General features: G+C 66.0%; 14 protein-coding genes. 10 read left to right on the top strand and 4 right to left on the bottom strand.

Translation table 11 applies throughout. The annotated features are described in order from the left end of the window. Positions 1 to 41: 41 nt before the first annotated feature. The 3 genes from CU_RS05980 (at position 42) to CU_RS05970 (ending at position 1,431) form a co-directional block, all read left to right on the top strand. Positions 42 to 728 (top strand): IMPACT family protein, encoded by a 687-nt coding sequence (locus CU_RS05980; protein WP_012360433.1) that lies wholly within the window; start codon positions 42 to 44, stop codon positions 726 to 728. A gap of 97 nt (positions 729 to 825) precedes the next feature. After that, positions 826 to 1,059, top strand: a complete 234-nt coding sequence (locus tag CU_RS05975; protein ID WP_012360432.1) for a hypothetical protein — start codon at positions 826 to 828, stop codon at positions 1,057 to 1,059. 3 nt (positions 1,060 to 1,062) lie between these two features. Beyond that, a complete protein-coding gene (locus CU_RS05970; RefSeq protein WP_012360431.1) occupies positions 1,063 to 1,431 on the top strand; it encodes an RNA-binding S4 domain-containing protein in 369 nt (122 codons plus the stop codon). A 6-nt stretch (positions 1,432 to 1,437) separates the two neighbouring features. Here CU_RS05970 and CU_RS05965 read toward each other — a convergent pair whose 3' ends face one another. The 3 genes from CU_RS05965 to CU_RS05955 form a co-directional block, all read right to left on the bottom strand. Then, positions 1,438 to 2,439: a GTP pyrophosphokinase gene (locus CU_RS05965; protein WP_012360430.1), complete on the bottom strand. Its 1,002-nt coding sequence runs from the start codon at positions 2,437 to 2,439 to the stop codon at positions 1,438 to 1,440. A 36-nt stretch (positions 2,440 to 2,475) separates the two neighbouring features. After that, a complete protein-coding gene (locus CU_RS05960; protein ID WP_012360429.1) occupies positions 2,476 to 2,991 on the bottom strand; it encodes a hypothetical protein in 516 nt (171 codons plus the stop codon). Between the two features lie 135 nt (positions 2,992 to 3,126). After that, positions 3,127 to 3,903: a BRCT domain-containing protein gene (locus tag CU_RS05955; protein ID WP_012360428.1), complete on the bottom strand. Its 777-nt coding sequence runs from the start codon at positions 3,901 to 3,903 to the stop codon at positions 3,127 to 3,129. Between the two features lie 62 nt (positions 3,904 to 3,965). On the opposite strand from CU_RS05955, the gene CU_RS05950 reads away from it, so the two are divergent. After that, the gene (locus CU_RS05950; protein WP_012360427.1) at positions 3,966 to 4,655 is read left to right on the top strand and encodes an Rv0361 family membrane protein; all 690 of its coding nucleotides are present in this window, start codon (positions 3,966 to 3,968) and stop codon (positions 4,653 to 4,655) included. Further along, a complete protein-coding gene (locus tag CU_RS05945; protein WP_012360426.1) occupies positions 4,646 to 5,170 on the top strand; it encodes a hypothetical protein in 525 nt (174 codons plus the stop codon). The genes CU_RS05950 and CU_RS05945 overlap by 10 nt, the downstream gene beginning before the upstream one ends. Here the strand turns inward: CU_RS05945 and CU_RS05940 are convergent. Beyond that, positions 5,167 to 6,714, bottom strand: coding sequence for a hypothetical protein (locus CU_RS05940; RefSeq protein ID WP_012360425.1), 1,548 nt, complete (start codon positions 6,712 to 6,714; stop codon positions 5,167 to 5,169). The genes CU_RS05945 and CU_RS05940 overlap by 4 nt on opposite strands. A gap of 92 nt (positions 6,715 to 6,806) precedes the next feature. Here CU_RS05940 and hisD point away from each other — a divergent pair, with 92 nt between their 5' ends. The 5 genes from hisD to hisH all read left to right on the top strand — a co-directional run bounded on the left by hisD (position 6,807) and on the right by hisH (position 12,022). Then, positions 6,807 to 8,126: a histidinol dehydrogenase gene (gene hisD / locus CU_RS05935; RefSeq protein WP_012360424.1), complete on the top strand. Its 1,320-nt coding sequence runs from the start codon at positions 6,807 to 6,809 to the stop codon at positions 8,124 to 8,126. Beyond that, positions 8,107 to 9,207, top strand: coding sequence for a histidinol-phosphate transaminase (locus tag CU_RS05930; protein ID WP_173362357.1), 1,101 nt, complete (start codon positions 8,107 to 8,109; stop codon positions 9,205 to 9,207). The genes hisD and CU_RS05930 overlap by 20 nt, the downstream gene beginning before the upstream one ends. A 2-nt stretch (positions 9,208 to 9,209) precedes the next feature. Beyond that, a complete protein-coding gene (hisB, locus tag CU_RS05925; protein WP_012360422.1) occupies positions 9,210 to 9,824 on the top strand; it encodes an imidazoleglycerol-phosphate dehydratase HisB in 615 nt (204 codons plus the stop codon). A 112-nt stretch (positions 9,825 to 9,936) separates the two neighbouring features. Beyond that, complete coding sequence (locus CU_RS05920; protein ID WP_012360421.1) at positions 9,937 to 11,265, top strand: MFS transporter; 1,329 nt, start codon at positions 9,937 to 9,939, stop codon at positions 11,263 to 11,265. Positions 11,266 to 11,278: 13 nt separating this feature from the next. Beyond that, positions 11,279 to 12,022, top strand: a complete 744-nt coding sequence (hisH, locus tag CU_RS05915) for an imidazole glycerol phosphate synthase subunit HisH (RefSeq protein ID WP_012360420.1) — start codon at positions 11,279 to 11,281, stop codon at positions 12,020 to 12,022. Positions 12,023 to 12,068 lie beyond the last annotated feature (46 nt).

Here is a 12,068-nt window from a genome sequence, read left to right as displayed (position 1 = left end):
GCCTAGGTCCTAGAACACCACGAGCAGGAAAAGAACCCGCAGTGAGCAAGAAGAAGCAGACCCCCGAGGTGGAGGGCGCAGAAGAGTTCACCCGCCTCGCGCCCTACCGTCGCCCGACGAACAGCGAGTGGCAGGCGGAGCTCGAGATCAAGCGCTCCACCTTCATCGGTCTGGTACGGCAGACGCCCACGGAGGCCGAGGCACGAGCCTTCATCGATGAGGTCCGGGATCGCTACCCGGATGCCCGGCACCACTGCAGCGCCTACCTCGTCCACCAGGACGGTGCGCACCCCATCGAGCGCTCCAGCGACGATGGCGAGCCCGCTGGCACCGCCGGACAACCCATGCTGGAGGTGCTGCGAGGCAGCGGGGCGCGTGATATCACCGCCGTTGTCGTCCGCTACTTCGGCGGCGTCCTGCTCGGCACCGGTGGCCTGGTCCGCGCCTACCACGACGCCACCAAGGCCGCGCTCGATGACGTCACCTGGGTGACGCGCACCCAGCTGGAGCTCTACCGTGTGGAGCTCAACCACGACGAGGCCGGGCGCGTGGAATCCGACATCCGCAATGCCGGTTACCAGATCCTGGAAACCGATTACGCCGCCAAGGTCGGATTCCTCGTCGCCGGGGACGATGCGCTAGCCACCCACCTAGCTAGCTGGACCCAAGGCCGGGTGGAACCCACCCGCGCGGGCCAACGTTGGGTAGATTTACCCACCGGAAGCTAAAAATTTTCCCTGGCACCCTGGCACCCTGGCGACCCTGGAGACCCGGCGAGCCCCCGAGAACTGAAGACCCCAACGACGCGATAGAGGAAGACACACCATGACCCTCAGCCCCTACGGAGACAACCCAATTGCCCAGCGCAAGGCCGCCGTGCGCAAGCACTCCAAGGCCATTCAGATCACCGCTGGCGTCGGCGGCGGACTCATCGTCCTGGGCGCCCTCACCGGCGCCGGCCTGGGCTTCATCATGACCGTCCTGGTGATCTCCCTGATCGTGGCTGGCTACAACGGCTGGCAGATCAACAAGATCATCAACCAGAAGGACAACTGGTAAAACATGGTCCGCGTTGACGCCTGGGTCTGGGCCGTCCGGCTCACCAAGACCCGAGCGCAGGCCGCGGCAGCATGCCGCGCCGGGCATGTGAAAATCAACGGCGAATCGGTGAAGCCGGCCCAGCACGTCGCCGTGGGGGACCAGGTGCGGGTGTGGGTCAATCACCGGGAACGCATCGTTGAGGTCACGGAGCTGCTCCACAAGCGGGTGGGGGCGCCGGTGGCGCAGAAAGCTTATATCGACCACTCGCCGCCACCGCCGCCCAAGGAGATCATCGCCTCCATGCCGCGGCGTGACCCCGGGGCCGGCCGGCCCACGAAGAAGGAGCGCCGCCAGCTGGATAAGTTCATGCGCAACCAGCGGCACCGCTGATTTCGGTTAGCGGCGCGCAGCAGGAGAGTAGACGCGCTGGCCGAGCTGCTGCCAACGGTTTCCGAGGCGCCCTGGGCGGGTCTCGATATTTTCCCCGATGTGCACGGTGCGCCGAATATGGTCCCGGCCGTACGTAAACAGCAACAGGTCGTCGATGAAGCGCACCCGCCCGGGCTCGAAGGGATATGCCATCGCCTCGTTGAGCGCGGCAATGCGATCCGGGTCCAGCAGCTCCTTGAGCTCCGCGACCGTGGTGATGCCGTGGGCAGCCAGCATCGCGATGGCCCAACCGTAGTAGTCCGCCCGCGAGGTGGGATAAGAGCTCCCCAGCAGGCGGGTGAGCAGACCCGGCAGCGATCGAGTGTCGAGCTCGGTGGCGTCCTGCTCCAGGGTGCGGGCGTCGACGATGCGCGCGATCTTGTCGAACTGCTCGTCGGCGAGCTCGATGAGTCCTGCGGCCAGTGTGAAGGCTCGGTCCACCTCCGGGTTGCCGGACATCTCCGGGTTTTTATAACGCATATCGTGCTCAAACTCGGCCCACGCGTGCTGCAGCACGGTGCGCAGCTGCACCTCCACCCGTCGGCCGAGCTGACTGGAGTGCCCGATCACGTGGTGGGAGGCGTAACCGAACTGCCCGCTCTTGGCAGTTTCGGCGGCCTTGTCGACCACAGTGTCGATGGCGAAGATGGTGCTCACCGCCGCGAGCAGCTGCTCGATCTCGGCGGAGTGGAAGGTCGTCACCCGGATACCGACGATGTCGTGGGCACTCGCGAAGTCCTGGTATTCCGGGTAGGCGGGGTTCTTCAGTTTCGCGACGAAGCTGGAACGGTCCTTCAGCCTCACCGAGACCTGATCGAAGCTGATGCCGGCGTCGTCCAGCGCGGCGGCGACGAGCTCCTTCGTTTCGCGCTCGGCAGCTGGGTGCTCATCGAGCCAGGCGTCGTAGTCCTTCAGCGCCTTGGTGATGGCGCTGGCGGAAGGCGAGGTGGAGTTTCCCATGCCCCACATTCTAGGTCACCGCGTGCGCAACCTGGGAGAGCGGTTTTACAGGAACTCGAAGGCCACGCAGAAGCCGGTGCGCAGGTCGAAGGGGCCATGCCACCTGTCGCGCTTGATGGCCAACGGCAGCGGGCAGACCTGCACACGCTCGCCGAGAACATAGAACGCCACCACCCCGTCCAATACCTTTGCCATCCGCTCCGCGAGTCCCTGGGCCAGCCTCGGGTGGGTCAACATCGCAGTCGGCGGCGGGAAGCCTGCAGGAGCAGTGAGCTCCAGCCAGCCGTAGTCCCGAGCATCGAGGCGCCGGATACGGTATGCCTCGCCGGACTCACCGACTACCTCGCTGATGCCGGCTGCGGTCTCACCCCACAGCTGCAGGAGTGTCTGATAATCCTTCTCCGCGAACTCTGGCAGCTCGGCGGTGAAGCCGGAGCCCACCGGCACCCGAATCGGGCGGCTGTAGCAGGCCTCGGGCAGGCGGGTCAGGCGCGCCATCCCGGGCAGGCTGCGCCTCGCCGCTCGGGCCGTGCACTGCGCGCCGACCTCTGCGGCAGGCATGATCGTGGTCCCTGTTGTACGCGTTGTCACTGTGCTCGTCATGACAGTGTTAGACAACGCGGGAACTCATTTGGTTCCCGGGAAGGGCAAAACTCCCCAAAAAATCTTCGGAAAAGCCCCATCGCGCCGGGGGAGCTAGTCCTGCACGCCCAGCTTCTGCAGCAGCTCCTCGAAGGTCCAGATCGCCAGCTCCTGGCCCTGTTCCTGCAGTTCCCGTGCGCGCTTCTCCTTGCTGGTCACCGTCGCCCATTCGCCAACGATCAGCAGCGTGGTCTTCTTCGTCACGTTCTTCGCGACGATGGCGCCAGCATCGGCCAGCATGTTCCATACCTCGCCCTTGGAGTAGGGCTCCACGTCCCCGGTGATGACGACCGTCTCACCGAAGACGGGACCGTCCACGTCCGCTTCCGTGTTCTGCTCCGGCACCTTGTCGGGTGTGGCCACCCGGTCCCAGGGTGCGCGCCGGTTGCCTCCCTTCCCACTACTCCTCTTCTTTGTCGTCGACGACGCCGGCGCGGCCGCTGGAGCTGCAGAGTTCGCCGTCGCCAGGGCGTCCGACTCGAAGGAGGCCGACCACTCTGCCGCATCGATGGCAGTGACGTCGACGTCGAAACCAGCCTGCAGACGGGCCAGCTGCTCGTCGATTTCGGTCAGCATCTCCGACTCGCCGGGGAAGAAATGGACGGTGGCGGGGTTCAGCCGCGCCTCATCGAAGCTTCGGATGAAGCCGTTGGTGCTGGCCCCGGCCAGCAAGAAGTGCAGCCACCCTGGCGAGCTGGCTGTCGGCGCCGAGACGCGCCACCCCAGCAGTTGCTCCGGGGAGATGGCGAGATCGGGGGAGAGGGAGCGGGCGAGCAGCGAACGGTGGACCTGAATGCCGTCGCTCGTGATGGTGATCGAGGAGTCCGTCATGGCTTCGACGCTACCCGATGGAGCTAGGCACAGGACACGCGAGCGACTAGGCTCTTAAAGCTATGAAGATCTCAGCAGTTTCCAGCTCTGGACGGCGCGCCCTCGCGGTGTGCCTGGCAGCAGGGCTTGCCCTGTCCGCTTGCTCGAAGGAAGAGGAAGCGAGCAAGGACGAGAAGTCCACCTCGACCACCACCTCGCAGGCCGACGCGAAGAAGTCCGAGGATAAGGACAAGGACAAGAAGAAGGCCGAAGAAAAGAAGGCTGAGGAGAAGAAGGCCGCCGAAGAGAAGAAGGCGGAGGAAAAGAAGAAAGCAGAAGACGAGAAGAAGCAGGCGCAGGCCAAGAAGGCAGAAGCCGCGAAGCAGAACCAGCAGGAGCAGGCGAAGGAGCAGCCCAAGGCGCCGGGTGCTGCGCCGGCTCAGGGTAATGCGGCCAATGACGAGAAGGAGATCCGCGACCTCGTCATGGGTATGAATACCCACGTCAACAACCCGCACGCCTACATGAACTACCGCCGTGACAACGCGTGCCAGCGCGTCCGCAACGAGGTTGGCGATGGTGCCTTCGACGAGGCAGCAAACAATCTCGCAGGGACCGGGCTGAACCTGATCCCACGCATCGACAACATCAACAGCGTGCGGGTCAACGGCAACACCGCGCGCGTCGAGACCACCGCAAGCGCACAGGGCCAGTCCCAGCCAGCGCCGATTGACCTGGTCAAGGAAGGCGGGCGCTGGAAGTTTTGCGGCTAGCTAGCATCGCGCGCAAGGCGCAGCCGGTCTCGGCGGTATTCCTCTTCGCGATGCTGGCCTACGGCGTTGTCGGTGTGCTGTGGGGGCTGTGGCACCCGACCGTCGACGTCGAGGTGACCGCCAACGGTGCGCTCGACCCCGTGCCCGGCACCGAAGACGCCAGCTTCGTGGGCTTTGCGTGCTTCGTCATCGTCACCGGCCTGCTGGCCTTCGCCGTTGCCGGGTGGTCTTTCCTCACCAAACCGCGCGGACCGGCCATGATGATTTGGACCACGCTCGTGGTGTTCTCCGGCACCTGGTGGGCCTTCGCGATCGGGGCGCGGATCACCAGCTGGAAGAATACCCTGCCCGAGGGGCACCCCGCCCCGGGGGACGTTCTCCACTTGGCCAGCGCCGATATCTCGCTGACCGCGCTGCTGCTGCCGATGACCATCGCGCTGGTCTTCTACTGGTGCGCGTCCGTGATGAGCGACAGCGAGACCTTCAGCGATAGTGCAGCCTCGGCCGATCGCTAGCCGCCGAGCTCCTCTTTGACCTGCGCAAATACCGCATCGAGCTCTGCGGGGCGCGCGAATTCCGCGGGCATGGCCACGTTCGCCTGGGCGTAGGCCTGCCGCGCCAGGTCAGTTTCCCCCATCGCCAGCTGGGCGCGAGCCTCCGCCAGCAGCGCGAAGGCCTCCTTGACCGGGTGCCCCAACTGCTCGAAGGCGCTGGTCGCCCGGCGCGCGAAGTCCACCGCAGCCCCGCCCTCGGCGAACTGGGCCATCGTGAGCAGCCATTCGGCGACGTGCCAGTCTTTGCCTTCCTCCTGGCTGGCCTCGATCAGCTCCCAGGAACGGCGGAGGTAGGCGGTCGCGGCGTCCTCGTCGAGGTAGGCCAGAGTCTGGAAGACCTCGGCGGCATCCAGCAGCCGGCCGGATGCCTTCAACAATTCGGCCCGGCGGTGCTGCAGGTCGAAGACCTCTTCGGCCAGCCCCAGGCGCAGGCCCGCGAAGGTGGCGATCGCGTAGCAGGAGGCGGTGCGCTGGTCATTGGGGGTCATCTCCGACCAGTGGATCACCGAACGCGCGGTGTCCCAGGCCTCCTCGAAGAGGTTGTTTTCGAAGGCGGACTGGGCGATGACCTCCTGCAAGTCCAGCAGGATGGGGCCGACGGGGACGCCGTCGACCCAGGTGACCATGTCGTGGGAGAGCTGCCAGGCCTCTCCCGCGCGGTCCTGGGAGAAGTACACGCGGGCGGTGAGCTCCGCGTGACGCATCGCGATGACCGGGGCGTCCATGATTCGGGCCAGCTCCACGCAGCGTGCCCAGTGCTCGGCCACGCCTGCCTCATCGCCTTCCAAAAGCGCAAAGTGCCCCAGCATGTCGTGGGCGTCGAAGCGGGAGACCGAGGTGGTGTCTGGGCTGCTCAGCACCTCGCTGGCCAGGGCGTAGGCCTGCTGTTTGCGGCCGGAGAACCAGTGCCGCTGGGCGTACCAGAGCAAGCGGTCAGCCTCGGTGGGGTAGGCGGTGCCGAAGCGGCGCACCAGGCCAGCGAAGGCCTCTGCCAGTTGTTCGCTGACGTTCACGGCCACCGAGTATGCGGTCGTGGCGGCGGTGGCGAGCTTCACCGCATCGGGGCGGTCGATGCTCTCACCGCGAATGGTCGGCTCCTCGCCAACGGTGGGGGAATCCGGGGTGGGTCGCCAGGCATGGAAATCCTCAAGCAGAGCGCGCAGCCGGTCCTCCGGCTCGCCGAGCGGGTACACGGAGGGTTCGTCCTGGTTGAGCGCGTGGAAGGCCAGGTGAGCCTTGCCGACGAGCGTGAGCGCATGGTCCCCGCGGCTGTCCGCCCAGGCGTTGAGCTCGCCCAGCGCGGCGATGGCCTCGTCGGTCATCCCCATCACATCCGCGGCGCCGGCGCGCAGGAAGTAGAACTCACCGACGAGCTCGGGGCTGACGTCCTCGGCGGTGGCGAGCCAGTGGAAGCGGGCGAATTCGCTCATCTGCCGCCAAGCGGTGCGCCCCTGAGCAACATCGTGGGCGCTATCGGCCAACAATGCGTTCAAAGTCAGTGGCATGCCCCATGAACCTCCGGAAACCTGGCTTGATTAGAATAAGGATCACCCTAGCAACCCACCATTTTTAGCTCCTTTAAGGGAGAGGATCTGGCATGCTCCAGCGCATTGATCTTCGAGGCACCACACCCACCACCGCGCAGCTTCGGCGGGCGCTGCCCCGCGGCGGCACGGATATTGATGCGGTGCTGCCGACCGTTTCGCCCGTCGTTGAGGACGTCAAGGCCCACGGCGTGGCGGCGGCGAATAAGTACTCCCAGAAATTCGACGGCTGCGTCCCGGCGAGCCTCCGGGTGCCGGCAGAGGTCATCGAGCAGAGCCTTGAAACCCTGGAGTCGAAGGTGCTGGACGCACTCAAGGAGGCGATCCGCCGGGTGCGGGTTTTCCACGAGGCGCAGCGGCCGGAGGACCAGGACGTCGAGATCGCTGAAGGTGGTGTGGTCTCCGAGCGTTGGATCCCGGTGGAGCGGGTGGGTCTGTATGTCCCGGGTGGCAAGGCCGTGTACCCATCCAGCGTGATTATGAACGCAGTTCCCGCCCAGGCGGCGGGCGTGGGCAGCCTCGTGGTGGCCTCCCCGCCGCAGGCGGATAATGGTGGCTGGCCGCACCCGACGATCCTTGCGGCCTGCAAGCTGCTGGGTGTGGACGAGGTCTGGGCCGTGGGAGGCGCGCAGGCCATCGCGCTACTGGCTTATGGCGATGAGGACCTGGAGCCGGTGGACATGATCACCGGCCCAGGCAATATCTTCGTCACGGCCGCCAAGCGACTGTGCCGCTCCGTCGTCGGTATCGACGCGGAGGCAGGCCCTACCGAGATCGCGGTCCTGGCCGATGAGTCCGCCGACCCCGTGCAGGTGGCTTATGACTTGATCAGCCAGGCCGAGCATGACCCGATGGCGGCGTCCGTGCTGATCACAAACTCCGAGCAGCTCGCCGACGCGGTCGACCGCGAGATCGCCGAGCGCTACCAGGTGACCCATAACTCCGAGCGCGTCGCCGAGGCCCTGCAGGGCCAGCAGAGCGGCATCGTGCTCGTCGGCGACGAGGAGGAGGCCATTCGCGTGGCCAATGCCTATGCCGCCGAGCACATCGAGATCCACACGAAGGACGACACCGGCACCGCGAAGAAGATCGTCAACGCTGGTGCGATCTTCATCGGGCCGTACAGCCCGGTGCCGCTGGGGGATTACGCCGCGGGCAGCAATCACGTTCTGCCGACCAGCGGCAGTGCCCGGCACTCCTCGGGCCTGTCTACCCACACTTTCCTCAAGTCCGTGCACGTCGTGAACTACAGCGAGCAGGCCCTGCAGGAGGTCTCCGAGACCGTGATCGCCCTCGCAGACGCCGAGCGTCTCCCCGCTCACGGGGAAGCAATCAAGGCCCGCACCAACCCAGATTGGACCAACCGTGGTTAATCTCCCGATCCGTGAAGAATTCCAGGGCAAGTCCGCCTACGGCGCGCCCCAGCTGACCGTCAAGAACCAGCTGAACACGAACGAGAACCCCTACCCGCCGAGCGAGGCCATCGTCGAGGACCTCGTCGCCGAGGTCCGCGCGCTCGGTACTGGGCTGAACCGCTACCCGGAGCGCGACGCCGTCGAGCTGCGTGAGGACCTGGCCGACTACATCACCGCCCAGACGGGCGTGGCGGTCACCAAGGACAATCTGTGGGCGGCCAATGGCTCCAACGAGATCCTGCAGCAGCTCCTCCAGGTCTTCGGCGGACCCGGCCGCAGCGTGCTGGGCTTCGTTCCCAGCTACTCCATGCACCCAATCCTCGCGGCGGGTACCCAGACCGAGTTCATCGCCATCGACCGCGACCCTGCTCAGGGCTTCGCGATCGACGTGGACAAGGCGGTAGCGGCCATCGAGCAACATCAGCCGAATATCGTCTTCGTCACCACCCCGAATAACCCGACCGGAGGCATCACCCCGCTCGCGGACATCCGCCGGATCCTCGACGCCGCCCCTGGGGTCGTCATCATCGACGAGGCCTACGCCGAGTTCTCTGACGAGCCGAGCGCCTGCACGCTTCTGGCGGACTACCCGGCCAAGCTCGTGGTGTCCCGCACGATGAGCAAGGCCTTCGACTTCGCCGGTGGGCGCCTGGGCTATTTCGTGGCCGACCCGGCCTTTATCGAGTCAGTCATGCTGGTGCGCCTGCCGTACCACCTCTCGACGCTGAGCCAGGCCGCTGCCCGGGTGGCGCTGCGCCACCGGGAGGACACACTGGCCACCGTCGCCACCCTCAGCGAGCAGCGCGACCGGGTTGCAGCCGAGCTGAAGGAACTCGGCTACGAGGTCGTCGACTCGCACTCCAACTTCATCTTCTTCGGCGGACTGCAGGACAGTCACCGCACGTGGGAGGCATTCTTGGACCAGGACGTCCTCATCCGCGACGTCGGCATTCCCGGCTGGCTGCGCGTGACGATTGGCCTGCCGGAAGAAAACGACGCCTTCCTGGCCGCAGCGGCAGCAGTGAAAGGAAAGAACTAGCTATGAGCAACACCTTCGAGGACCGGATCGGACGCGCCCAGCGTAAGACCAGCGAGTCCGATATCTCGGTGAGCATCAACTTGGATGGCAGCGGTAAGACCGACATCTCCACCGGACTGCCCTTCTTTGACCACATGCTCACCGCACTCGGGGCGCACGGTTCCTTCGACCTTGAGGTTAAGGCCGTCGGCGACGTCGAGATCGACGCACACCACACGGTCGAGGACACCGGCATCGTTCTGGGCCAGGCCCTGGGCGAGGCGCTCGGGACCAAGGCCGGCATCCGCCGCTTCGGTGATGCGTTCATCCCGATGGACGAGTGCCTGGCCCACGCGGCCGTCGACGTGTCGGGTCGCCCGTACTATGTCGGCACTGGCGAGCCGGATGCGATGGTGCACACGGTCATCGGTGGCCACTATGCCACCGTGATTAACCAGCACTTCTTCGAGACCCTGGCCCTCAACGCTCGGATCGCCCTGCACGTGCGTTGCCTGTATGGCCGGGATCCGCACCACATCACCGAGGCGGAGTACAAGGCCGTGGCCCGCGCACTGCGCGCTGCCGTGGAGCGCGACGAGCGCGTGACCGGCATCCCGTCGACAAAGGGGGCCTTGTAGGATCGGAGCCGCACGCGCCCCAGCCGTGCGGCCTGGGCGGGTGAGAGACCCGTCGCCGATATAGACCAGCAGATTTTCAACCCCGTGCGCACCACGTACGGAGGAAGGAAGGATGACCTTGCCTATTCGCCCGAAGGCACTCCCGGCGGCAGAGCTCGCCAAGATCGAATCCGTGTGGCAGGCCCCAGGGCTCAAAGCCACGTTGATTTCAGTGTTCTGTGCCTTCGGTGGGTGGGCGATCCTCCTGCCGGTGATCCCGCTGGCCATCATTGAGGCCGGGGGATCCGAGACGATGGCCGGTGCTAGTACCGGCATCTTCATGGGGGCCACCGTGGCCACCCAGTACTTCACCCCGAGGATCCTGCGGAAAGTAGGATATTTCCCCGTCATGGCCACGGCAGGATTGTTGCTCGGCCTCCCCGCGCTACTGCACATCTCTTCGATGTCCAATGAGGCGGTGATCGCCGTAGCTATCATCCGCGGCATTGGTTTCGGCGCCGTCACGGTGGCGGAGGCTGCGCTGATCGCGGACCTCGTTCCGCTGCACCTGCTTGGCCGCTCCAGCGGTATCTTCGGTGTCTTCGTGGGAAGCAGCCAGCTCATCGGCTTTCCGCTGGGCATGTGGGTTTATGACAATTACGGCTCCGCAGTTTATGTTCTGGCCGCCGTCTACGCGGTCGTCGGCGCGGCGGCCGCGCTGGGGCTACCGGTGGAATCCAGGGACGTCACCGAGGCGACCCACGAAACAACCGAGGTTGAAAAGCTCGCCACCCCGGTGGTCGCCACCTGGAAGCTGGCGACCGTCCCCGGGCTGCTCATCGGTGTCGCGGCCGTGGGCTTTGCCGCGTTTAGTAACTTCCTGGCGCCTGCCGCCGCCAAGATCGACCCCGCTATCGCCGCGACGGTTGCTGGCCTGACCCTTGCGGTGTTGGGCGCGGCACAAACGATTGCGCGTGCATTCTCTGGCTGGTGGTCCGACCACATGGGTGAGCCGGGCAGCCTGGCGGTAGCCTCGCTCATCTTCGCCCTCGCCGGCGTATTGGGTGCGGCGGTGACGATCAACATGGAGCCCACCGGACGGCTGCTGGTGGCCTGTGCCCTGCTGACCGCCGCGATCTTCGGAGCTGGTTTCGGCCTGGCTCAGTCCGAGGCCCTGCTGCTGCTCTTCTATCGACTGCCGCGTGACCGCTCCGCCGAGGCTTCCGCCCTGTGGAATATGTCCTTCGATTCCGGCACCGGTGTCGGCTCGATCCTGCTGGGCATCGTGGCTTCCAGCTTCGCTTTCCAAGGAGCCTTCATCGGTGCGGGCATCGTCATCCTCGTCGGCCTGGGCCTGGTCGTCCTGGACCGCTTCATGGGCCAGCACCGCGTCGTGGACACCGGTAACGTCCGTACCCGTCTGCGTCGCGTGACCAACCGGGTGCGCGTTCGTCGCCGATAGGTGCCCGGGTACAATGCGGGCTATGGAAACACAGTCCACAGAAGCGAATTCGAGCACAGCCACCCCTGCTGAGCAGGGCGCCCCTACAGTCGCGGGAGGGCGGCGGCCCAGCGTCGCACTGTTGGACTACGGCAGCGGCAACATTCGTTCCGCGCAGCGCGCCATCGAGCGGGCCGGGGCAGAGGTCACCGTGACCAACGACCCGAAGACGGTGCTGAACGCCGATGGTCTCCTCGTGCCCGGGGTGGGGGCTTTCGCCAGCTGCATGACGGGCCTACGCAAAGTCCAGGGGGCCCGACTGATCGGGGAGCGGCTCGCCGGCGGCCGTCCGGTGCTTGGCATTTGCGTGGGCATGCAGATCCTCTTCGAACACGGCGTGGAATTCGCCGACGGCGCCCACGGCAGCTCCGAGATCGAGGGCGCGGGGGAGTGGCCGGGTACTGTCCGTCGCCTCGACGCCAAGATCCTGCCGCACATGGGCTGGAACACCGTGGACACCGACCCCGCGGGCAGCCAGATGTTCGATGGCCTCCCCGCCGACGAGCGCTTCTACTTCGTTCACTCCTACGGGGTCCAGGAATGGGAGCTGCACACTGACGGCCGGACCCGCGCGCCGCTGGTCCACTGGGCCCAGCACGAGGACTGCCGCTTCGTCGCAGCCGTGGAAAACGGCCCGCTGTGGGCCACCCAGTTCCACCCGGAGAAGTCCGGCGACGCGGGTGCGCACCTGCTGCGCAACTGGGTCAAGACCCTCTAGTTGCACGGTCTCGGCACTGTACTGGCAGGCCGGGGCTACACTGATC

This window comes from Corynebacterium urealyticum DSM 7109 (assembly GCF_000069945.1).
In the GTDB taxonomy this organism is placed as follows: domain Bacteria; phylum Actinomycetota; class Actinomycetes; order Mycobacteriales; family Mycobacteriaceae; genus Corynebacterium; species Corynebacterium urealyticum.
The sequence above is the reverse complement of the archived record's forward strand: the minus strand, read 5'-3'. Positions and strand labels throughout refer to the sequence as shown.